The 21,669-nt window shown below is 66.5% G+C and carries 22 protein-coding genes; 5 read left to right on the top strand and 17 right to left on the bottom strand.

Going from position 1 to position 21,669, the window contains the following annotated elements:
- Nucleotides 1-157: 157 nt before the first annotated feature.
- From NWE53_RS24770 to NWE53_RS24725, 10 genes are all read right to left on the bottom strand, one after another.
- Nucleotides 158-814 carry an MBL fold metallo-hydrolase gene (locus NWE53_RS24770; protein ID WP_265051958.1) on the bottom strand — a complete coding sequence of 219 codons (657 nt, stop codon included), beginning with the start codon at nucleotides 812-814 and terminating at the stop codon, nucleotides 158-160.
- 34 nt (nucleotides 815-848) lie between these two features.
- Nucleotides 849-1,175, bottom strand: coding sequence for a hypothetical protein (locus NWE53_RS24765; protein ID WP_265051957.1), 327 nt, complete (start codon nucleotides 1,173-1,175; stop codon nucleotides 849-851).
- Entirely contained in the window at nucleotides 1,172-2,788 is a 1,617-nt protein-coding gene (locus NWE53_RS24760; protein ID WP_265051956.1) for a fumarate hydratase, read from the bottom strand. The genes NWE53_RS24765 and NWE53_RS24760 overlap by 4 nt, the downstream gene beginning before the upstream one ends.
- Nucleotides 2,789-2,907: 119 nt before the next feature.
- Nucleotides 2,908-3,369 (bottom strand): PTS IIA-like nitrogen regulatory protein PtsN, encoded by a 462-nt coding sequence (gene ptsN, locus NWE53_RS24755; RefSeq protein WP_265051955.1) that lies wholly within the window; start codon nucleotides 3,367-3,369, stop codon nucleotides 2,908-2,910.
- Between the two features lie 85 nt (nucleotides 3,370-3,454).
- Nucleotides 3,455-4,039: a ribosome hibernation-promoting factor, HPF/YfiA family gene (gene hpf, locus NWE53_RS24750; RefSeq protein WP_265051954.1), complete on the bottom strand. Its 585-nt coding sequence runs from the start codon at nucleotides 4,037-4,039 to the stop codon at nucleotides 3,455-3,457.
- Between the two features lie 135 nt (nucleotides 4,040-4,174).
- Nucleotides 4,175-5,698, bottom strand: a complete 1,524-nt coding sequence (gene rpoN / locus NWE53_RS24745) for an RNA polymerase factor sigma-54 (protein ID WP_265051953.1) — start codon at nucleotides 5,696-5,698, stop codon at nucleotides 4,175-4,177.
- A gap of 163 nt (nucleotides 5,699-5,861) precedes the next feature.
- Nucleotides 5,862-6,710, bottom strand: a complete 849-nt coding sequence (gene lptB, locus NWE53_RS24740; protein WP_442865058.1) for an LPS export ABC transporter ATP-binding protein — start codon at nucleotides 6,708-6,710, stop codon at nucleotides 5,862-5,864.
- A 60-nt stretch (nucleotides 6,711-6,770) separates the two neighbouring features.
- A complete protein-coding gene (locus NWE53_RS24735) occupies nucleotides 6,771-7,493 on the bottom strand; it encodes an LptA/OstA family protein (protein WP_265051951.1) in 723 nt (240 codons plus the stop codon).
- A 1-nt stretch (nucleotide 7,494) separates the two neighbouring features.
- Nucleotides 7,495-8,283 (bottom strand): LPS export ABC transporter periplasmic protein LptC, encoded by a 789-nt coding sequence (lptC, locus tag NWE53_RS24730; RefSeq protein WP_265051950.1) that lies wholly within the window; start codon nucleotides 8,281-8,283, stop codon nucleotides 7,495-7,497.
- 144 nt (nucleotides 8,284-8,427) lie between these two features.
- Nucleotides 8,428-9,042 carry a ribonuclease D gene (locus NWE53_RS24725; protein ID WP_265051949.1) on the bottom strand — a complete coding sequence of 205 codons (615 nt, stop codon included), beginning with the start codon at nucleotides 9,040-9,042 and terminating at the stop codon, nucleotides 8,428-8,430.
- 232 nt (nucleotides 9,043-9,274) lie between these two features.
- Here NWE53_RS24725 and NWE53_RS24720 point away from each other — a divergent pair, with 232 nt between their 5' ends.
- The 3 genes from NWE53_RS24720 to NWE53_RS24710 all read left to right on the top strand — a co-directional run bounded on the left by NWE53_RS24720 (nucleotide 9,275) and on the right by NWE53_RS24710 (nucleotide 11,596).
- The gene (locus NWE53_RS24720) at nucleotides 9,275-9,715 is read left to right on the top strand and encodes a DUF805 domain-containing protein (protein WP_265051948.1); all 441 of its coding nucleotides are present in this window, start codon (nucleotides 9,275-9,277) and stop codon (nucleotides 9,713-9,715) included.
- Between the two features lie 19 nt (nucleotides 9,716-9,734).
- Nucleotides 9,735-10,946, top strand: a complete 1,212-nt coding sequence (dapE, locus tag NWE53_RS24715) for a succinyl-diaminopimelate desuccinylase (RefSeq protein ID WP_265051947.1) — start codon at nucleotides 9,735-9,737, stop codon at nucleotides 10,944-10,946.
- A 65-nt stretch (nucleotides 10,947-11,011) separates the two neighbouring features.
- Complete coding sequence (locus NWE53_RS24710) at nucleotides 11,012-11,596, top strand: hypothetical protein (RefSeq protein WP_265051946.1); 585 nt, start codon at nucleotides 11,012-11,014, stop codon at nucleotides 11,594-11,596.
- A 7-nt stretch (nucleotides 11,597-11,603) separates the two neighbouring features.
- Here the strand turns inward: NWE53_RS24710 and truA are convergent, their stop codons facing one another.
- From truA to def, 3 genes are all read right to left on the bottom strand, one after another.
- Nucleotides 11,604-12,344, bottom strand: coding sequence for a tRNA pseudouridine(38-40) synthase TruA (gene truA / locus NWE53_RS24705; protein ID WP_265051945.1), 741 nt, complete (start codon nucleotides 12,342-12,344; stop codon nucleotides 11,604-11,606).
- A gap of 53 nt (nucleotides 12,345-12,397) precedes the next feature.
- Nucleotides 12,398-13,327 (bottom strand): methionyl-tRNA formyltransferase, encoded by a 930-nt coding sequence (gene fmt, locus NWE53_RS24700; protein WP_265051944.1) that lies wholly within the window; start codon nucleotides 13,325-13,327, stop codon nucleotides 12,398-12,400.
- A gap of 172 nt (nucleotides 13,328-13,499) precedes the next feature.
- Entirely contained in the window at nucleotides 13,500-14,039 is a 540-nt protein-coding gene (gene def / locus NWE53_RS24695; RefSeq protein ID WP_265051943.1) for a peptide deformylase, read from the bottom strand.
- A gap of 113 nt (nucleotides 14,040-14,152) precedes the next feature.
- On the opposite strand from def, the gene NWE53_RS24690 reads away from it, so the two are divergent.
- A complete protein-coding gene (locus NWE53_RS24690) occupies nucleotides 14,153-15,337 on the top strand; it encodes a DNA recombination protein RmuC (protein WP_265051942.1) in 1,185 nt (394 codons plus the stop codon).
- Here the strand turns inward: NWE53_RS24690 and NWE53_RS24685 are convergent, their stop codons facing one another.
- The 4 genes from NWE53_RS24685 to NWE53_RS24670 all read right to left on the bottom strand — a co-directional run bounded on the left by NWE53_RS24685 (nucleotide 15,338) and on the right by NWE53_RS24670 (nucleotide 18,551).
- Nucleotides 15,338-15,847 (bottom strand): OsmC family protein, encoded by a 510-nt coding sequence (locus NWE53_RS24685; RefSeq protein ID WP_265051941.1) that lies wholly within the window; start codon nucleotides 15,845-15,847, stop codon nucleotides 15,338-15,340. It lies immediately after the preceding gene.
- A 96-nt stretch (nucleotides 15,848-15,943) separates the two neighbouring features.
- Complete coding sequence (locus tag NWE53_RS24680; RefSeq protein ID WP_265051940.1) at nucleotides 15,944-16,726, bottom strand: ABC transporter ATP-binding protein; 783 nt, start codon at nucleotides 16,724-16,726, stop codon at nucleotides 15,944-15,946.
- 12 nt (nucleotides 16,727-16,738) lie between these two features.
- The gene (locus NWE53_RS24675; protein WP_265051939.1) at nucleotides 16,739-17,569 is read right to left on the bottom strand and encodes an ABC transporter permease; all 831 of its coding nucleotides are present in this window, start codon (nucleotides 17,567-17,569) and stop codon (nucleotides 16,739-16,741) included.
- Between the two features lie 16 nt (nucleotides 17,570-17,585).
- Entirely contained in the window at nucleotides 17,586-18,551 is a 966-nt protein-coding gene (locus tag NWE53_RS24670; protein WP_265051938.1) for an aliphatic sulfonate ABC transporter substrate-binding protein, read from the bottom strand.
- 306 nt (nucleotides 18,552-18,857) lie between these two features.
- Here NWE53_RS24670 and NWE53_RS24665 point away from each other — a divergent pair, with 306 nt between their 5' ends.
- On the top strand, nucleotides 18,858-21,626 hold the full coding sequence (locus NWE53_RS24665; RefSeq protein ID WP_265055015.1) for a [protein-PII] uridylyltransferase: 2,769 nt from the start codon (nucleotides 18,858-18,860) through the stop codon (nucleotides 21,624-21,626).
- Nucleotides 21,627-21,669 lie beyond the last annotated feature (43 nt).

Genomic DNA, 21,669 nt, shown 5'->3' with positions numbered 1-21,669 from the left:
TTCATTCCGAGGCCCGTAGCGGACATCCGCTGCGGGTCTTTTCGTTTCCGCCTTGCGCCTCGGCCAAGCCGGTCCCGACTATCCACCTCTTCCTTCGTCGATAGAGGTGTACAAGACGTCATGTTCGCCACAAGGGCGCGCTAGACGTCGCGGTCTTTCACCCCTGCAGGAACGGATTGTTCTGCCGCTCCTCGCCCAGCGTGCTCGCCGGGCCATGGCCGGGCAGGAACTGGACGTCGTCGCCGAGCGGCAGGAGCTTCGTCCTGATCCCCGAAATCAGCGTCTCGTGGCTGCCATAGGGAAAATCGGTACGGCCGACGGAGCCGGCGAAGACCGTATCGCCCGCCAGCAGGAAGCGCAGATCGTTCTGGAAGAACGTGACATGGCCCGGCGTATGACCGGGAACATGCTGGACCGAGAAGGTCTGATCGCCGAGCGAGACTTCGTCTCCCTCCTTCAGCCAGCGCGTCGGCTTCACCGCCTTCATGTCCAGTATGTCGAAGCGCAGGCCCTGCTCCGGCAGGCCGTCGAGCAGGAACTTGTCCCCCTCATGCGGACCGATGATCGGCAGCGAAAGCGCCTCGGCCAATTCCGTGGCGCCGCCCGCATGGTCGAGATGGCCGTGCGTCAGCCAGATCGCGACCGGGGTGACGCCCAGTTCCTTCAGGGCTTCCCGCAGGCGCGGCACGTCGCCGCCGGGATCGACGATCGCCGCCTGCTTCGTCCGGGTGTCCCAGACGATGGAGCAGTTCTGCTGGAACGGCGTCACCGGCACGACGGCGATCTGGAGCGGTACTTCCGGCTTGTCGGTCATGCGGTCGCTTTCGGTTCGGGCAGGACGAAAGTGCTTAGCGCCCGCCGCAGCGATTGGCGATGAGTGCGCGGTAATTCACCAGATCGCCGTCCATCTCGGAGACATTGCGCTCCCGTTCGGCCCCGGCCTGGCAGGCGGCGAAGACCGAGCGGGACTTCTGGAGATAGGCGACATGCTCGCGATAAGCCCGGCACTGCGTTGCCTGGTCGGCGCTGGCCACGGCCGCAAGCCGAGCCTGCTGCTGGCGGAAGCCGGCCTCGTTCTGGAAGATGTCGCGCGAGCAAGTGGCCGGGCGCGGCTGTTGCGCCAGCGCGGAGCTGGCCGACAAGGCCAAAAAAGCGAGGATGACCGACAGCCTCATCCGAGGTTCAGCTCCTTGAAGAAGTCGTTGCCCTTGTCGTCGATGACGATGAAGGCCGGGAAGTCCTCGACCTCGATGCGCCAGACCGCCTCCATGCCGAGTTCGGGGTATTCGAGGACCTCGACCTTGCGGATGCAGTCCTGCGCGAGGCGCGCGGCGGGGCCGCCGATCGAGCCGAGATAGAAGCCGCCATGCTTCTTGCAGGCTTCCCGCACCGCTGCTGACCGGTTGCCCTTTGCGAGCATCACCATCGAGCCGCCGAAGGACTGGAACTGGTCGACGAAGGAATCCATGCGGCCGGCTGTGGTCGGGCCGAAGGAGCCGGAGGCGAAGCCCTCGGGCGTCTTGGCCGGACCGGCGTAATAGACCGGATGGTTCTTCAGATAGTCCGGCATGCCCTGCCCGGTCTCCAGCCGTTCGCGAATCTTGGCATGCGCCGAGTCGCGCGCGACGATGATAGTGCCCGTCAGCGAGAGACGCGTCTTGACGGGATACTGCGTGAGCGTGGCGAGAATCTCGCTCATCGGCCGGTTGAGATCGACCTTGACGACATCGCCGCCGAGCCCGGCCTCGTCGACTTCCGGCAGGTACTTCGACGGGTCGGTTTCCAAGGCCTCGAGGAAGATGCCGTCCTTCGTGATCTTGCCCTTGGCCTGGCGGTCGGCCGAGCATGAAACGCCCAATCCGATCGGCAGCGAGGCGCCGTGGCGCGGCAGGCGGATGACGCGGACATCGTGGCAGAAATACTTGCCGCCGAACTGTGCGCCGACACCGAGCGCCTGCGTCAGCTTATGGACCTCCTCCTCCATCTCGAGGTCGCGGAAGGCATGGCCTGAGGGCGACCCTTGAGTCGGCAACGCGTCGAGATATTTGGTCGAGGCGAGCTTGACGGTCTTGAGGTTCTGCTCGGCCGAGGTGCCGCCGATGACGATGGCCAAGTGGTAGGGCGGGCAGGCCGCCGTGCCGAGCGTCAGGATTTTCTCCTTCAGGAAGGCGATCATCCGCTCCTTCGTCAGGAGCGAGGGCGTCGCCTGAAAGAGGAAGGTCTTGTTGGCCGAGCCGCCGCCCTTGGCGACGAAGAGGAATTTATAGGCGTCCTCACCCTCGGCATAGATATCGATCTGCGCCGGCAGATTGGTCGCCGTGTTCTTCTCCTCGAACATCGAAAGCGGAGCGACCTGGGAATAGCGCAGGTTGCGCTTGAAATAGGCGTCGTAAACACCTTCCCCCAGCGCCTCCTCGTCGTCGCCCTCGGTCCAGACCTTGCGGCCCTTCTTGCCCATGATGATCGCCGTGCCGGTGTCCTGGCACATCGGGAGGACGCCGCCGGCGGCGATATTCGCATTCTTGAGGAGATCGTAGGCGACGAACTTGTCGTTCGAGGTCGCCTCGGGGTCGTCGAGGATCTTCTGGAGCTGGGCGAGATGGCCCGGGCGCAGCAGATGGTTGATGTCGATGAAGGCCTGCTCGGAGAGCTGGCGGATCGCCTCGCGCGAGACGCTCAACACCTCACGGTCGCCAATTCTTTCGACGCTGACGCCCTCGCTGCCGAGTTTGCGATAGGGCGTCGTGTCATCGCCGAGGGGGAAAAGGTCGACATGCGTATAAGCCATGGCTGGCGGCTCCGAAACAGGGCGCACCGCGTTCCAGACATGGAAGACGCGACGCCGATCCAGCCGGCGTCATAGCCGCTCAGTCTGTCGCCTCCAAGCAGTCTTTAATGCGTTTAAGCCTAAGCGGCCTGCGCGGCCGATTCCGCCAGAACCGCATAGATCATGGCGGGATCGCGGATCTTGCGGACCTGCTCCAGCACCGCCTGATTGCGCAGCACCCGGGCGACGCGGGCCAGCGCCTTGAGATGGTCGGCGCCCGCCCCTTCCGGCGCGATCAGCACGAAGATGATATCGACGGGCTGGCCGTCCAGCGCATCGAAATCGATCGGCCGCTCGGTACGGGCGAACAGCCCGACCAGACGCTCGATGCCGGGCATGCGGCCGTGCGGGATGGCGATGCCCTCCCCGATACCGGTCGAGCCGAGGCGTTCGCGCTGAAGCAACGCCTCGAAGATCTCGCGATCGGGAAGGCCCGTCAGGGTGGCGGCATGCTGGGCAAGCTCCTGAAGAGCCTGCTTCTTGCCGTTCGCCCGCAGCGGCGAAATCACCGCGGCAGGGCTCAGGAGATCGGTCAGCGTCATTCGCCCGTCCATGCATGTCCCGTGCCGGCCGAAAAGCCGTCGGCGCGGGTCAGGTTCGACGGCCGGAGCGGGTCGCCCGCCGGCCTCAGGACAACGATGCCGGTGGGTCGATCCAACCGATATTGCCGTCGCCGCGGCGGTATACGATGTTCATCCGGCCATTGCCAGCGTGGCGGAAGATGATGACGGGCGCACCGGTCAGATCGAGCTCGGCAACAGCATCGCTGACCGTCAAAACATGCAGCGATTTGGTGCTTTCAGCCACGATCACCGGGTTGTCACCGTCGGAAATCCCATCGAATTCCTCGATTTCGTCATCTGGCGCCGCGATCACATAGCTGGGGATTTCGATCCCGCCATCGCGGCCATTGGTACCCGAGCGGTCCTTCAGCCGGCGCTTGTACCGTCGCAGCCGCTTCTCGATGCGCTCAGCCATCTTGTCGAGGCTGGCATAGGCATCATGCGCGGTGGCGGAGGCTTCCAGCGTGATCCCGGAGGAGAGATGGATCACGGTGTCGGTGCGGAAGGCCGAGCCATCCTTGTCGACCGTGACGTGGCCCTGATAGCCGCCCTCGTAATATTTGCTGACGGCTGCAGCGACCCGCTCCTCGGCCTGGCCGCGCAGGGCCTCGCCGACATCGAGATTCTTGCCGGAGATTCGCAAGCTCATGGAGTGCTTCCCCTTGTTCGCCATGGCCAGTGGTCGGCCATCTCTAGGAGCTAAGAACCGGGAGTCGGGGATGTCAATGAGAGAGGGCCGTCATAGCCCTCATGCGGGAAAGCTTTGGAACAAAACCGCTCGACGCTAACCGAGCGCCATCGCGACCTTCTCCCGCCGCCGCTCCATCGAAGAGGGGATGCGCAGGGATTCGCGGTATTTCGCCACAGTGCGCCGGGCGATGTCGATTCCGCCGGCCTTCAACCGGGTGACGATGGCGTCGTCCGAAAGCACGTCGGACGGGCTCTCCTCGTCGATCATCTGCTTGATACGGAAACGCACGGCCTCCGCGGAATGCGCCTCGCCATAGCCTGTCGCCGCGATCGCCGCCGAGAAGAAATATTTCATCTCGAAGACTCCGCGCGAGCAGGTCAGGTACTTGTTCGAGGTGACGCGCGAGACCGTCGATTCATGCATGCCGATGGCATCGGCGACGGTCTTGAGGTTGAGCGGGCGCAGATGCTCGATGCCATGGGCGAAGAAGCCGTCCTGCTGGCGCACGATCTCGCTCGCGACCTTCAGGATGGTGCGGGCGCGTTGCTCCAGCGAGCGGGTCAGCCAGTTCGCCGTCTGCAGGCACTCGGCGATGAAGGCCTTCTCCTCGTCGTTGCGGACCGCCTTCGAGACACGGGCGTGATAGGTCTGGTTGACCAGCAGGCGCGGCAGCGTGTCGGGGTTGAGATCGATCAGCCAGGAGCCGTCGGGCGCGGAGCGGATGAAGACATCCGGCACCACGGTCTCCGCCGCCGAGCCGCCGAAGCCGCGACCGGGCTTGGGATCGAGCCTGCGGATCTCGCCGACCATATCGGCGATATCCTCGTCATCGACGCCGCAGACGCGCTTCAAGGCGGCGAAATCGCGCTTGGCGACGAGGTGAAGATTCGCGATCAGGGCCTGCATCGCCGGATCGAAGCGATTGCGATCCCGTAGCTGGATGGTGAGGCATTCGGCGACGTCACGCGCGGCGATACCCGAGGGATCGAAGCTCTGGACCACGCGCAGCACGGCTTCCACCCGCTCGACCCCGACACCGAGGCGCTCTGCGATATCGGCGATGGGCTCGCCGAGATACCCGCTGTCGTCGACCGCGTCGATCAGGTGGCTGCCGATGATCCGCTGCGCCGGGTCGATGACCGCGAGGTCGAGCTGCGCGCTGAGATGGTTGTGCAGCGAGATTTCCGCCGTGAGCCCGCTCTCGAAGCCCTCAGGCCCATCCTCGAAGGAGCCGCTGCGCGAACCATAGGCGCCGCCGATGACCGGCAGGCTGTCGGCGCCGGCGGAATCGCTGCGGGCAACGCTCGGCTGCTCACTCTGGAAAACATTGTCGAGGCCGGTGCCGAGCCGGCCTTCCATGCCCTCCTGCGTATGCAGGCTCTCGGCACGAGCGAAGCTCTCAGGGTCGGCGGCATGCGGGTTGTCGGGACCATCGGCCCGCGACGGCGGCTCCGCCCCGTCGTCCCGTTCCAGCAGCGGGTTCCGCTCGAGTTCGCCGTCGACGAAGTTCTGGAGTTCGAGATGCGACAGCTGCAGGAGCTTGATCGCCTGCAGCAGCTGCGGCGTCATCACCAGGGACTGGCCCTGACGTAGCTCCATGCGCGGCATCATCGCCATGCGCCAAAGGCCTTTCCCCGCCGCGCGCCATCCGGCACGATTCTTGCTTGTGAAAAGACCCTAGCGCCAGCTTAGCGCCACGTCAAAGCCCTGCCTCGTTTGTGCGCAGAAAATTTGATGCGCCGCAACATAACGGCGCAAAGCCCGGCAGACGCCCTCGACCTCAGAGACGGAAATCCTCGCCTAGATAGACGCGGCGGACATCGGGATTGGCGATGATCTCGGCCGGCGAGCCTTCGGTGAGCACCCGGCCCGTATGGATGATGTAGGCGCGATCGACGAGACCGAGCGTCTCGCGGACATTGTGGTCGGTGATGAGCACGCCGATGCCGCGGTCGGTGAGCTGGCGCACTAGCGCCTGGATGTCGCCGACCGCGATCGGGTCGATGCCGGCGAAGGGCTCGTCGAGCAGGATGAAGGAGGGCTTGCCCGCAAGCGCACGGGCGATCTCGCAGCGGCGGCGCTCGCCGCCCGAGAGCGCGATCGAGGGCGCCTTGCGCAGGCGGGCGATGGTGAATTCCTCGAGCAGCTGATCGAGCTGGCGCTCGCGCGCCTTGCGGTCGGGCTCCACCACCTCCAGCACGGAGCGGATGTTGTCCTCGACCGAAAGGCCGCGGAAGATCGAGGCCTCCTGCGGCAGGTAGCCGATGCCGAGCCGCGCGCGCTGGTACATCGGCAGCGCGGTGATGTCGTCACCCTCGAGCGAGATCACCCCGAAATCGGCCGCGACCAGCCCGGTGATCATGTAGAAGATCGTCGTCTTGCCGGCACCGTTGGGGCCGAGCAGGCCGACAGCCTCGCCCTGGCGCAGGTAGAGGCTGGCGTCGGACACGACGGTTCGTCCGCCATAGCTCTTGCGCAGATTGCTGACGGCGAGGATGCCGGGGCCGCCGATCGCAGCAGCCGAAGCCCCGAATCCGGCTCCGCTCGCCGAGCGCTTTCGCCCGCCGAAGAGCCCGCGCAGGCGCCCGAACGCGCCGTTCGATGTGGGAGTCTCGGTGCGGGCGGGCATGGCGGCGGGGCTGGGCGCTTCGGAGACGGTCACTGCGGCACGATCAGTTGGTGAGCTTCATCAGTTGGTCGGCTTGGGCGCCGGCTTGGCGCCGGGCTTGTTCGCGTCGGCCTTGTTCGCATCGCCGGAGTTCGGCACGAAGAAGCCTTGGACGCGACCGCCCTTGTTGGTCTCGACATTGGCGACGCCGGTGACCGTGTTGTAAGTCAGCTTCTCGCCGCGGGTGATGTTAGGGCCATCGTTCAGCGCCACATTGCCGGTCATGATCACGACGTTGTTGGCGCGGTCGAACTCGGCATTATCGGAGGTTGCGGCCTGGGTCTTCGAGACCACCGTCACCGGACCCTTGCAGAGGATGCGCTTGATCGAGCTGTCATTGCTCTGGCCGTTGCCCCCATTGGCGGCGGGCGCAGCAGGCGCAGGCGTCGCCGCCCGGCCTGAGGCGGCACCGCCCTGTCCGCCGGCACGCCCTTCGTAGAGCACGGTCATCACAGTGCAGCGCACCGTGGTCTCGCCCTGGACCGCGACGACATTGCCGGTGAAGACGGCCTTGTTCTCCTTGTCGAGCACGTCGAGCTTGTCGGCGTCGATCTTGATCGGCTCCTTGCTGTCGCCGCCGAGGCCGCCCAGCGGAGAGGAGGCGCTGCCGCCGCGTGGCTTGCCCTGCGCAGCCTGCGCGAAAGCCTCCTGCGGCAAAGTCAGCAGAACGAGGCCCGCTGCCAGCAGCAGGCCTGCGCCGCAGAAACCCCTGGCGAAGCGGAACGTCTGGCTTGCCGTGCTCATGTCACTGTCTCTTCCCGTTGCCAGCGTCGTTGGCGGGCGCATCCCCCGCCGGGGCAACCCGATTCGCGTTCAGCAGTTCCAGCATCGGCGTGCTGCCCTCGCGTTCGGGTCCGGCGATCGTACCTGCTGGCGCGTTCTTGATGAAGACCCGAACCCGCCCCTCGAAGGCGATCAACTCGCCATTGTTCTTCACGTCAAGCGTATCGGCGTCCACGGTGGTCTGATCCATATGAACGCTGACGGGATCCCTCGACGTCACGGTGCCGGATTTGAAGTCGACATCGGCCGTCTTCATCTGCATGTCGTGGCCGCTCTCGGTGCGGATCTTCACGTCGTCGACGAGCCTGAGCTTTTCCTTCTGGGTGTCGAACAGGCCGGTCTTCGAGTTGACCGTCACCCAACCCTCGCGCTCCATCTGGATGCGGGCGGTCAGGATCTCCAGCTCGACCTGGGTCGGGTTCCGGATCTCCTGGAAGGCATTCTCGGCGGTGACCTGATAAGGCCGGTTGTCCTTGCGGTAGCCGGAGAGCTTCGGCGTCTCCATCCTGACCTTGCCGTTGGTGATGCCGACCGAGCTGACCGAGACATGGGCGAGCTTGCCACTGAGCGGGCTCAGAAACGGGATCACGATCAGCACAACGACCAATCCCACGACCAGAAGCGGGATCGCGCGGCGCAGGACATGGACGAACCGGGTATGGCGGCGCGCAGCACTGAAGGCCTCGCGGCGACGCAAGGCTTGCCCTGAAACCCGACCCGCCGGGTCGTTGAAGGTCATTGCCACAGTCATGCCCCGCGCAATGGCAGCCGCTCACGGCTTTTTCGTGTCGCCGGGCGAACCGCAACGCGCCCACGCGCCGCTCGCTCCAGATCGGACGGGCCGCCCCCGCGCCGCGTCGTCAAGGCAGACTGACGCAAGAAGCCTTAGAAATTGTCAAGTGTGGGCGAAGATGTCGGTCTCGCCCCAGCCGGCGAGATCGAGCTCGGCGCGATAGGGCAGGAACTGGAAACAGGCCTGCGCGAGATGGCTGCGGCCCTCGCGCGCCAGCATGGCCTCGAGCTTCTCGTGCAGGGCGTGGAGATGCAGCACGTCGGACGCCGCATAGGCGAGCTGGGCCTCGCTCAGCGTATCGGCGCCCCAATCCGAGGATTGCTGCTGCTTCGAGAGGTCGACGCCGAGCAGCTCGCGCACCAGATCCTTGAGCCCGTGGCGATCCGTATAGGTGCGGGTCAGCTTCGAGGCGATCTTCGTGCAGTAGACCGGCGTCGTCACGATGCCGAAGGCCTGCCTGAGAACCGCGACGTCGAAGCGTGCGAAATGGAAGAGCTTCAGCACGGCCTGATCTTCGAGCAGGCGGATCAGGTTCTTCGGCCGCTCGCCGCCCTTCGGGATCTGGACCACATCGGCGGTGCCGTCACCGCGCGAGAGCTGGACCACGCAGAGCCGGTCGCGATGCGGATTGAGGCCGAGCGTCTCGGTGTCGATCGCGACGCTCGATCCGGCCTCGTAGCCGTCCGGCAGATCGCCGCGATGAAAACGAATGGTCATTCTCGAAACCTCATTCGGGCCGCGCTGGGCGCCCTTCACCGATACTCACGGAAATCTGATGGCGGCAGGCCGCGCCGGAACGGCGCACCTTCCGCAGCTAGCGGCCCGGCAAGAGCCGTTCAAGCCTTTTCTGAGCTGGCACAACCGGTTGGCCGCCCCGTTAACCGTTTATTCACCATAAGCTTCAACGTTGCGTTAAGACATGCGACAAGGATCCTATGGAGCCCGACGCATGTCCCTGATCCGTCTGTTCAGCGATCTCGATGGACGCATCGGCCTGCGCGCCTTCTGGCTCGGCAGCGCGGGCGTCGCGCTCACGCTCTTCGCCCTGCAGAAGATCGTGCCGCAGCTTGCGGATCGTCAGGCCGCCCATACGATCCTTGTTTTCCTCAACGCCTTCGCGCTGTTCCCCTGGGCGGCGTTGGCGGCCAAGCGCGCCAGCGATCGCGGCAGCACGCCGCTTTTCGGCATTCTGCTGATCTGCGCGATCGTGCTGCCGGAGCAGTTACGCCTCTACTTACCGTTCGGCTGGCGGCCGTCTCTGGAAGCGATCTCGACCATCGCCTGGATCGCCGCCTTCATCGATCTCGGCCTGATGCCGTCCGCGAAAGACGGGCCGGAGATCGCGACGGGCTCACCCGCGGCGGCACAGGCCGGTTCCAGCGGAGCCTGAAGCGCGCTAAAGCGGCGGCATGACGATCGCACCCGCCGCTTCGACCTCCGCCCTTTCCTTCGACCCCGCCGATCCGGTCGCACTGACGCAGGCGCTGGTGCGCTGCCCGTCGGTGACGCCCGAGGAAGGCGGAGCGCTCGCCCTGCTCGCCACCGCGCTGGCGGCAGAGGGCTACGAGGTCCATCGCCCCGTCTTCAGCGAGCCCGATACGCCCAACGTGGAGAATCTCTACGCCCGGATCGGCAGCGAGGGCCCCGTCCTGATCATCGCCGGCCATACCGATGTCGTGCCTGTCGGCGACGCAGCGGCATGGACGCGCGAGCCTTTCGCTGGAACGATCGAAAACGGCATCCTCTACGGCCGCGGCGCCTGCGACATGAAGGGCGGGCTCGCGGCCATGGCTGCGGCAGCGATCCGCTACCGCCGCGCGAACCCGGATGCGCCGGGCTCCATCGCCTTCCTCGTCACCGGGGACGAGGAGGGGCCGGCCGTCAATGGAACCGTGAAGCTGCTCGAATGGGCGCATCGGCGCGGCGAGCGCTTCGACCATTGCATTCTCGGCGAACCCACGAATCCGGCGACGATGAGCGACATGATCAAGATCGGCCGTCGCGGCTCGCTGACCGGCAGGCTCACCGTCCAGGGCACTCAGGGCCATGTCGGCTATCCGCATCTCGCCGACAATCCGATCCGCGGGATGGTGCGCCTGCTGGCGGCGCTCGATGCCACACCGCTCGATACCGGCACCGCGCATTTCGACCCGAGTAATCTCGAAGTAACGACGCTCGATGTCGGCAACCCCGCGACGAACGTCATCCCGGCGCAGGCCAAGGCGGTCTTCAACATCCGCTTCAACGATGTCTGGACGCCGGAGACGCTTGCCGCCGAGATCGAGCGGCGGCTGCGCGAGGCCGCCGGCAACACGGTGCGCTACGAGATCGGCTTCCAGCCGACCAATGCCGTCGCCTTCCTGACTGAGCCCGGCCCGTTCGTCGCGATGGTCGCGGATGCGGTCGCAGCCGAGACCGGCAAGCGCCCGGCCCTGTCCACCACAGGCGGCACCTCGGATGCCCGCTTCATCAAGAGCTATTGCCCCGTGGTCGAATACGGTGTCGTCGGCAAGACCATGCACCAGATCGATGAATCCGTCGCCGTCGCGGACGTCCTCGCGCTCGAGCGGATCACGCATCGTTTACTCGCCAGCTATTTTGCAGCGCAACATAACGCTTGACGCCTCGGAACCGAGGTCCATTATCTCCGTTAGACGAAAGTCTAAGAGAGATGATGGAGGCCGTGATGAGGCTGGCCGCCGACGACATCGCGCGTTCGCTGCGCGGTTCCTGGCATCTGATGACCCGGGGCGCTGAGGCACTCTCGGAGCTCGATCTCAGCCGGGATGGATTCTGGCGCTCCTTCCTCGCCTTCGCGCTGATGCTGCCCGCGACGATCGCGATCCTCGCCGCCGCGCGCCTGATGGCCGGGCTGCCTAACAGCGCCGGGCTTTTCACCGCCCCCATTCTCGTGCTGTCGGTGATCGCCGCTCTGTGCCTTGCCATCCTTGCCGTGCCGGCACTCCTGATCGCGCTGCGCCCGGAACTCGCGCAGGCTCCGCGCTTCACCAGCTTCGTCATCGCCTGGAACTGGGCCGGCATCGTTTCGGCCAGCCTGATGGCGGTACCGGCCGCCGTGCTCGCGCTCGGCTGGTCGACGCCCCAGCTCGCATTGGTGCAGTCCGGCTTCTTCGCCGCGATCGTGCTGAGGCTGCGCTACTGCGTGGCGCGGGCCGCCTTCGCGCCGGAAGGCCGCGCCATCGCGCTGCCGCTGGTCGCCGCCAGCGTCGTCCTGGATTACGGCGTAATCCGGCTTTTCGGCCTGTTCTGAGGCCGTCTCAGTAGTCGACGCCCGCCAGATAAAGTCCGCAGGACGGCGCCAGGGCCGCGCATTGCGCACGCTCGCGCGCAGCGAGGATCTGACCCATCTTCGCCTCGGGCCAGCGGCCAGCTCCGACCATCTTCAGGCTGCCGACGATCGAGCGGACCTGATGATGCAGGTAGGAGCGGGCATCGGTGTAGACCACGATCTCGGAGCCCTCGCGCCGGACATCGAGCCGGTCGAGCGTGCGCATCGGGCTGTTGGCCTGGCATTCGGCGGCGCGGAAGGTCGTGAAGTCGTGATGGCCGAGCAGCGCCTTGGCGGCCCGGTCCATCGCCTCGTGATCCAGCCTGACCGGCACATGCCAGACGCGGTCGCGGTCGAGCGCCGGCGGGGCGCGCCGGTCGAGGATGCGGTATATGTAATAGCGGCGCCTGGCCGATATCCGGGCGTTGAAATCGTCGGACACCGCCTCGGCGCTGAGCACGCCGACCGGGACGCGGGATTTCAGCCGGGCATTGGTGGCGTCGCGCACCACATCGGTGCGCCATTCCCTGTCGAGATCGACATGGGCGACCTGATGCGTGGCGTGCACGCCGGCATCGGTGCGGCCGGCGCAATGCAGGCGCACGGGGTGGCCGCAGAAGGCCTCGACCGCCTCCTCGACGCTCTGTTGCACGGAGGGGCCGTTCACCTGGCGCTGCCAGCCCGAGAACGGCGTGCCGTCATATTCGATGACGAGCTTGTAGCGCGGCATCAGAGCCGGCCACCGAACAATGCGAAGCGGTTTTCGGACAATGGCCTGCTCCGCTAAAGCTTGTCGCCGGCTCCGAGCCGGGCGCCGCGCAGGAACTCGGCCCCGCTCATCGGCGCCTTGCCCGCGCGCTGGACCTGCAGCAGCTTCACCGCGCCGACGGCGCAGGCGACCGTGCCCTCGTCGTCGAGCAGCGTGCCGGGCTGGGCCGCTCCGCCGGCGCGCGCCGTCCGCAGGATCCTCAGCCGCTCCGGCCCCTTGCCGAGATCGATCTCGGCGAAGGCGCCAGGGAACGGCGAGAGCCCGCGAACGCGGTCGTGCACCTGCTGCGCCGGCTGCGCCCAGCTCAGCTTGGCCTCTGCATTGGTGATCTTGGCGGCGTAGGTGACGCCCTCCTCCGGCTGGGGCGTGAACTGCAGGCCGCCGCGCCCGAGCGCGGCGAGCGCCCGCACCATCAGGTCGGCACCGAGAATGCTGAGCTGGTCGTGCAGTTCACCGGCGGTGAGATCCGGCCCGATCGTCAGCGTCTCGACCATGCCGACCGGGCCGGTATCAAGCCCCGCCTCCATCTTCATCACGCAGACGCCGGTTTCGGCATCGCCGGCCATGATCGCGCGCTGCAGCGGCGCCGCGCCGCGCCAGCGCGGCAGCAGCGATGCATGCAGGTTGAGGCAGCCGAGCTCGGGCAGGTTCAGGATCGCCTGGGGCAGGATCATGCCGTAGGCGACGACGACGGCGACATCGGCCTGATGCGAGGCGATGATCTCGGCCTGTTCCGGCGTCTTCAGCGTCGCAGGCGTGAAGACCGGGATGCCGAAGCGTTCGGCCGCCCTATGGACCGGGGAAGGCTTGAGTTCGAGGCCCCTGCCCGCCTGCGCCGGAGCGCGGGTGTAGCAGGAGACGACATCGTGCCCCTGGCCGACGATCTCGGTCAGGACCGGCACGGCGAAATCCGGCGTGCCCATGAAAATGACGCGCAAACTCATACGCTCGATTTACCTCAGCCCCGGCGCAGCGCCGGAAAGAATAGAACAGCCCTCATCCTGAGGAGCGCCGCGAGGCGCGTCTCGAAGGATGATCCAGCCGCCTCCCGAAGCATCCTTTGAGACGCCGCGTGCCGCGGCTCCTTAGGATGAGGGCTCGGGTGACGACTGCTCGTTACGCCGCCCGCTCGCGCTTGGCGGCCTTGGCGAATTTCTTGGTCACGCGCTCGCGCTTCAGCCGCGAGAGATGGTCGATGAACAGCACGCCGTTGAGATGGTCGATCTCGTGCTGCAGGCAGGTGGCGAGCAGCCCGTCGGCCTTGATCTCCTGCACCTTGCCGTCGAGATCCATGAAGCGGACCTTCACCTGCGCCGGGCGCTCGACCTCCTCGTAATATTCGGGGATCGAGAGGCACCCTTCCTCATAGGCATTGAACTCGTCCGAGGACCAGGTGACCTCCGGATTGATGAAGACCTGCGGCTTCTTCGGCTCCGGCTCCTCGCCTTCCTTCGGCTCGCGCTTCGCCAGGTCGATCGTCACGATGCGCAGCGGCTCGCCGATCTGGATCGCCGCAAGCCCGATGCCAGGCGCGTCGTACATGGTCTCGAACATATCCTCGACCAGCGCCCGGATATCGGGCGTGACGGCTGCGACCGGCTTCGAGACGAGACGGAGCTGGGCGTCGGGCAGGATGACGAGCGGGCGAATGGCCATGGGATTCCGCAGGAAAAAGGCTGAACAAGGCGGGACATAAGCATTTGTGGGCAAGCGGTCAAACTGTTCCGCTTTCGTTCGCAATACCGCCTCGAATCGGCTAGGCTCGCGTCATGAATGAGATCGCCTTCACCCTGCTCGAACGCCCGGTGACCTGGGCCGAAGCGGCGCTCGGCTTCGCCGGCCTGAGCCTCATGCTTCTGCTGATGGTGGTGCTGTCCGCCTGGCGTGGCGGCCAAAGCCGCGCGATCGAAGCCGCCATGGCGGCGGAACGGGCCCGCGAGATGGACGACAAGGTCGCCGAGATGAACCGCCAGCAGGCCGAGCTCGCCGGCCGCATGCAGTCCATGGCCGAGATCCTCTCGACCCGGCAGGGCGATCTCGCGCGGCTCGTCGCCGATCGTATGGACGGGCTGAGCCACAAGGTCGGCCAGGGCCTCGAGCAGAATGTCCGACAGACCACCGAGAGCCTCGGCAAGCTGCAGGAACGGCTGGCGGTGATCGACAGCGCCCAGAAGAACCTGACCGACCTCACCTCCGAGGTCGTGACGCTGAAGGACGTACTCTCCAACAAGCAGGCGCGCGGCGCTTATGGCCAGGGGCGGATGGAGGCGATCATCCGCGACGGACTGCCCGCCGCCTTCTTCGCCTTCCAGCCGCAGCTCTCGAACGGCAAGCGGCCGGACTGCTTGGTGACGTTGCCCGGAGACGGGCGTGGGCTGGTCATTGACGCGAAATTCCCGCTGGAGAGCTTCACGCAATTGCGCGAGGCGCGCGGCGAGGATGCGAAGAAGGCCGCCGGCCAGCGCGTGCGAAGCGATGTCGGCGTGCATGTGAAGGACATCGCCGAACGCTATTTCCTGCCCGGCGAGACGCAGGATGTCGCGCTGCTCTTCGTGCCGTCCGAGTCGATCTATGCCGATCTGCACGAGTATTTCGACGATGTCGTGCAGCGGGCGCACCGGGCGCGGATCATGATCGTCTCGCCCTCGCTGCTGGCGCTGGCGATCCAGCTCATGCAGTCGCTGGTGCGCGATGCGCGCATGCGCGAGGAGGCGCAGGTCATCCAGACCGAGGTCGGCAAGCTGCTCGACGATGTGCGACGGCTGGGCGAGCGCGTCGACAAGCTCGACACGCATTTCCGCCAGGCGCAGGAGGATGTCGGCCAGATCAAGACCTCGGCCGGCAAGGTCACGACCCGCGCCGAGAGGATCGGCGCGCTCGACTTCGACGACGAGAAGAGCGAACCGAAGCTGCCCTTCGCCAAGGGGCTGGAGCTGAAGGCCGCGGCGGAGTGATCACCCGCGGCTGAGCACTGCGGAAAGCTCCGGCTTCACGTTCAGGGTCTGGAAGACGACGCAATAGCGCTCGGTGAGCTTCAGCAGCGTGTCGAGCTTCTCCTGCGGCGCATCGGTCTCGACATCGAAGGAGAGCCGGATCGCCTTGAAGCCGACAGCCGCATCCTTGGCGACGCCGAGCGTGCCGCGGAAGTCGAGATCGCCCTCGGCGTGGACGACGCCCTTCTTCAGCTCGATCTCGAGGGCGGTCGCGACCGCCTTCAGCGTCACGCCGGCGCAGGCGACCAGCGCCTCCAGCAGCATGTCGCCGGAGCAGAGCTCGGCGCCCGAGCCGCCCGTCGCAGGATGAAGGCCGGCGAGCGCGATGGCACGGCCGGTTTCGACCTTGCAGGCGATGTGCTGGTCGTCGAGCTCGCCATGCGCCTTCAGCGTGATGATGGCGGCCTCGGGATTGGTCCGGTACTCGTCCTTGAGCGGAGCCTGCAGGGCACGCAGTGCGGTGACGTCCATGGGGCTGAACCTCTTGTTCGAGCGGAAGATCGCGTTAAGGCGCTGATAGGCTCAAGACGACCTGGGTGCCAGTCCGGCTGATGCGATCCGGACAGGCTACCACCACATGCCGGCCGTCTCCGCCGTCCTTTCCTGATGCGGGACCTCGTTACGCAGCGAGCGGTCGAGCGTGCGCAGCGCCTCGCGCTTAGCCGCCTCGAACGCTGGCGAGAGCCGGTCGCGCGGGCGGGCGAGCGGGTTGTCGAGTTCGTCGAAGATGCGGCCGGGCTTGGGCTGCATGACCACGATGCGGTCGGCGAGCGTCACAGCTTCCTCGACATCATGGGTGACCATGACGACGGTCGGCCGGCTTTCCTGCCAGAGCGCCAGCAGATGGCCGTGCAGGCTCGCCCGCGTCGTGGCGTCGAGCGCCGAGAAGGGCTCGTCCATCAGCAGGAGCTTCGGCCGGGTGACGAGGGCGCGCGCGATGGCGACGCGCTGCTGCTGGCCGCCGGAGAGTTCGCGCGGCCAGCGCTTCTCGTAGCCGGCGAGGCCGACGCGGACCAGCGCATTGGTCACCAGCCCCTCCCGCTCGAAGGCGGAAAGATGCGACAGGCCGAAGCCGACATTCTCGGAGACGCTGAGCCAGGGGAAGAGCCGCGGCTCCTGGAAGATGACGCCGACATCGGCGCGCGGCTCGGCGATGACCTCGCCGTCGAGCCGGATTTCGCCGGCGCTGGGGCGGTCGAGCCCGGCGACGAGCCGGAGCAGGGTCGTCTTGCCGCAGCCGGAGCCGCCGAGCAAAGCGAGAATCTCGCCGCGCCCGACATCGAGCGTGATCGCCGACAAGGCGCGGGTGCCGTCGGCATAGGTTTTTGAAAGCTGGTCGAAGCTCAGCACGGGTGAAAGCCTTCAGAGCTTGTCGCGCGCCGTATCCTGCCAAACGAGGAAGGGCCGCGTGATGGCGACGAGCAGCCCGTCCGCCAGCTTGCCGAGCACGGCGAAACTGATGATGGCTGCGATGATGGTGTCGGGGCGGCCGAGCTGCTGGCCGTCCACGAGCAGATATCCCAGCCCCTCGCTCGCCCCCATGATCTCGGCCGCGACGACGAACATGAAGCCGAGGCCGAGCCCGGAGCGCAGCGCCGTGATCCAGCTCGGAAGGATCGCCGGCAGCAGCACGCGCCTGACCATGGCAAGGCGCGAGAGCCGGAAGACCCGGCCGACCTCGACGATCTTGCGATCGATGCCCTGGATCGCGGCGGCGACGCCGAGATAGACCGGGAAGAAGACGCCGACTGCGATCAGCGCGACCTTGGAGGCCTCGAAGATGCCGAGCCAGAGGATGAAGAGCGGCACCCAGGCGATCGAGGGGATCGCCCGCAGCGCCTGCAAGGTCGGATCGAGCAGGCTGCGGGCGACAGGCAGGGCGCCGGTGACCGCGCCGAGAACCGTCCCGGCGAGAGCCCCCAGGCCGAAGCCGGCCCCGACCCGCCAGAGCGTCGCGCCGGCATGGGTCAGGAGCTCGCCCGATGCAGCGAGGTTCCAGAGCGTGCGGCCGACGACGCTGGGAGGCGGCATCAGCCGGCCGTTCGCGATGCCCGCCGCAACCAGCCATTCCCACAGGATGGCGAGCACGACCGGCAGCCCGAAGCCTGCGATGGCGAGGCCGTAGGCGCGGCGGGGCGCGGCAGACCGCCGTTCCGCCTCATCCGTCGCGGCTTCGACCTCCAGAACGCTCATCGCCGCGCAACAACCCTCAGTTGGTCGCGACGAAGCTGCGGTCAATCAGCGAATCCACGGCCGCCTTCACATCGGTCGAGGCCGGCAGCACGCCCGCCTCGGTGAGCGCGATGCCGGCAGCGGTAATGCTGTCGATCTGCGCCTTGCCGATGGCGGAATGGGTGAGCTCGGTACGGGTCAGCTGGCGCTCGATCACCGGCTCGGAGAGCTTGGTGTACTCAACCAGGACCTTCTTCAGCTCGGCCGGGTTGGCGCGGGCATAGGCGCGCGCTTCCTCGTAGGCTGCGATCACCTTGCGCACCAGCGCCGGGTTCTCCTTGGCGAAGGCCTCGCGGACATTGAGGATGCCCCAGGTGTTGTCCTCCGCCTTGCGGTAGAACAGCTTCGCGCCGCTCTCGACCTCGGCGGCCGCCATCAGCGGGTCGAGCCCGGCCCAGGCGTCGACGTCGCCGCGCTCCAGGGCGAGCCGGCCATCGGCATGCTGGAGCAGGACGAGCTTGACGTCCTTCTCGGTCAGCTTGGCGTCGGCCAGCGCGCGGACGAGGAAGATGTGCGGATCGGTGCCGCGCGTCACGGCGACTCGCTTGCCCTTGAGATCCGAGACCTTGGTGATCTCGCTCTTGGCGCCGGTGACGAGCGCCGTCCACTCCGGCCGAGAATAGACATAGATCGACTTGATCGGATTGCCGTTGATCTTGCCGATCAGCGCGGCGGCGCCGGCGGTCGAGCCGAAATCGATCGAGCCGGCGTTGAGGAATTCGAGCGCCTTGTTCGAGCCGGCGGAGAGAACCCAGCGGACCTTGATGCCTTCGGCCTCGAGCGCCTTCTCGAGGATGCCCCGCTCCTTCAGCACGAGGCTGACGGGATTGTAGGTGGCGTAGTCGATGCGGATTTCCTTCGGCGCCTGCGCGAAGGCCGGCGCGGCGAATGCTGCGGCGGCGGCGAAGGCGGCAATAGCAAGACGGCGGGTGATATGGGTCATCGGGCGGTCCCTCTGGCGATGATGCGAGGGATCGGGGCGCTAAGCACCCTTCGCCCCACGCTTTAGCTGCACTTGTTTCGCGCCCGCAAGCTGGTGGCTCAAATCGGCGCGTATCCGCCTTTTAGGTCCGATTGTTCTGTTTGTCAAACAACACATTACGCGCCGTTGATCCATTAATTCCCATTATTTTTATGTGTAATTTCTCTCTCTGGCCTTCACCCGCAGCATGTTAAGAATGGCGGCAGCCGACGGAACAATGCCCAAGTGACAGCCTCCACCATCTCCCCTGCGCTTCCCCTCGCCGACATGCTGCATAATCCGGAGGCGGGTGTCGCGGGACTGTTCGAGGCCGCACGACGACTGGACAAGGCGGAGAAGCGCCTGATGCTGGTCAGCGCTCTGCGACAGTTGCTCGACGAGGGCTCCGCTTCGGCGAAGGCGATCCTTGCTGGTCCGCGCAGCGGGCTTGCCTGCGCGCACCGGCTGTCGGCGGTGATGGATGCCGTCGTCATCGGGCTGCACAAGGCCGCGACCTCCTATTTCTACCCTGCCGACAATCCCTCGCAATCGGAGCGGATCGCGGTCGTCGCAGTCGGCGGCTATGGCCGCGGCACGCTGGCGCCGGGCTCCGACGTCGACCTGCTCTTCCTGTTCCCGCACAAGCAGACGGCCTGGGGCGAGAGCGTGGTCGAGTCCATGCTCTACCCGCTCTGGGACCTGAAGTTGAAGACCGGCCATTCCGTGCGCTCGATCGACGATTGCGTGCGCGAGGCCCGCGCCGACATGACGATCCGAACCGCCCTGCTGGAAGCGCGCTTCCTCGTCGGCGACCGGGCGCTGTTCGACGAGATGACACGCCGCTTCGATGCCGAGGTTGTGGAAGGCACCGCCGCGGCCTTCACCGAGGCGAAGCTGGCCGAGCGCGAGACGCGGGTGCAGCGGGCCGGCACCTCGCGCTATCTGGTCGAGCCCAACGTCAAGGACGGCAAGGGCGGCCTGCGCGACCTCAACACACTGTTCTGGATCGCAAAGTATGCCTATCGCGTCCATGACGTGCGCGAGCTGGTCGCCGCCGGGCTCTTCGACAAGGAAGAGCTGCAGATGTTCCAGCGCTCGGAGGAGTTCCTCTGGCGCGTGCGCTGCTGGATGCATTTCATCACCGGGCGGGCCGAGGAGCGGCTGTCCTTCGACCTGCAGAGGCAGGTCGCCGCCGCGATCGGCTATGCGGGCCGCAGCGGGCAAGCGCCGGTCGAGCGCTTCATGAAATCCTACTTCCTCATTGCCAAGGATGTCGGCGACCTCACCGCCATCGTCTGTGCCGCGCTGGAGGCCCGCCAGCAGAAGCCGCGCGCGACGCTTTCGCGCCTGCTGGGCAGCTTCACCAAGCGCAAGCGCGAGCGCTCGCTCGGCCATCGCGATTTCAAGCTGACGAGCCAGCGCCTCAATGTCGTGGACGACAGCGCCTTCGAGCGCGATCCGGTCAACCTGCTGCGCCTCTACGAGATCGCCAGCCGCGAGGATCTCGCCATCCACCCGGATGCGAGCCGCCTCGTGACGCAGTCGCTCAGGCTGGTGACGCCGGGCCTGCGCAACGAGCCGGAGGCCAACCGGATCTTCATCGAGATCCTCACCGCCCGGCGCTCGCCGGAAGTCGTGCTCCGGCGCATGAACGAGTCGGGACTGCTCGGCCGCTTCATCCCGGATTTCGGCCGGGTCGTGGCGATGATGCAGTTCAACATGTACCACCACTATACGGTGGACGAGCATCTGATCCGGGCGATCGGCGTTTTGGCCGAGATCGATGCCGGCGTGCTCGAGGCGGAACATCCCCTCGCCAACGAGATCATGCCCAGCATCGCTAACCGGCGCGCGCTTTATGTCGCCCTGTTCCTGCACGACATCGCCAAGGGGCGGCCGGACGACCACTCCATGGCGGGCGCGCGCATCGCGCGCAAGCTCGGCCCGCGCTTCGGCCTGACCAGTGCGCAGACCGAGACCGTGGCCTGGCTGGTCGAGCACCATCTCGACATGTCGACGGTGGCGCAGAGCCGCGACCTCGGCGACCCCAAGACGATCGAGAGCTTCGCCGCGACCGTGCAGACCCTGGAGCGGCTGAAGCTGCTGCTGATCCTGACCGTGGCCGACATCAAGGCGGTCGGGCCCGGCGTCTGGAACGGCTGGAAGGGCCAGCTGCTGCGCACGCTCTACTACGAGACCGAACTCGTGCTTGCCGGCGGCCACTCCGTCGTCGAGCGCAAGGCGCGCGTCAGCATGAAACAGGACGGGCTGCGCCAGCGCCTCGCCGACTGGAGCGCGGAGGAGCGCGAGGCCTATCTGGCACGCCACTACCCGGCCTACTGGATCAAGGTCGATCCCGAGCAGCAGGAGAAGCATGCCCGCTTCCTGCGCAAGGCCGAGCTCGCCGGGCGCACCCCCGCGACCATCGTCGAGACCGACCAGTTCCGCGGCGTGACCGAACTCACCGTGCTGGCGCCCGACCATCCACGCCTGCTCGCCATCGTCACCGGCGCCTGCGCGGCGGCCGGCGGCAACATCGTCGATGCCCAGATCTTCACGACGAGCGACGGGCTCGTGCTCGACACGATCTCGGTCTCGCGCGCCTTCGACCGCGACGACGACGAGTTGCGCCGGGCCGAGCGGATCGCGGCCGCGATCGAGCGGGCGCTGAAGGGTGAGATCAAGATCGCCGACCTTGTGGCGCAGCGGCGCGCCCCGCCGCCGCGCGGCCAGACCTTCCAGGTCGAGCCCGAGGTCATCATCGACAACGTGCTCTCGGCGCGCCACACGGTGCTGGAGGTTTCGGGCCTCGACCGGCCGGGCCTGCTCTACGACCTCACCACCGCGATCGGAAAGCTCAACCTCAACATCGCCTCGGCGCATATCGCGACCTTCGGCGAAAAGGCCGTCGACGTGTTCTATGTCACCGACCTGACCCATGCGAAGATCGTCTCGACCGGGCGGCAGCTCACGATCCGCAAGGCGCTGCTCGAAGTGTTCAAGCTGGAGGCCGAAAAGGCCGCCCCGGCAAAGCCCAAGGTGCCAGCCCGCGCTTGATTTAAGACGCCATAAGCCCGATATCCGGCACGAACGCGGCTGT

Source organism: Bosea sp. NBC_00550 (assembly GCF_026020075.1).
Classification (GTDB): domain Bacteria; phylum Pseudomonadota; class Alphaproteobacteria; order Rhizobiales; family Beijerinckiaceae; genus Allobosea.
The sequence above is the reverse complement of the archived record's forward strand: the minus strand, read 5'-3'. Positions and strand labels throughout refer to the sequence as shown.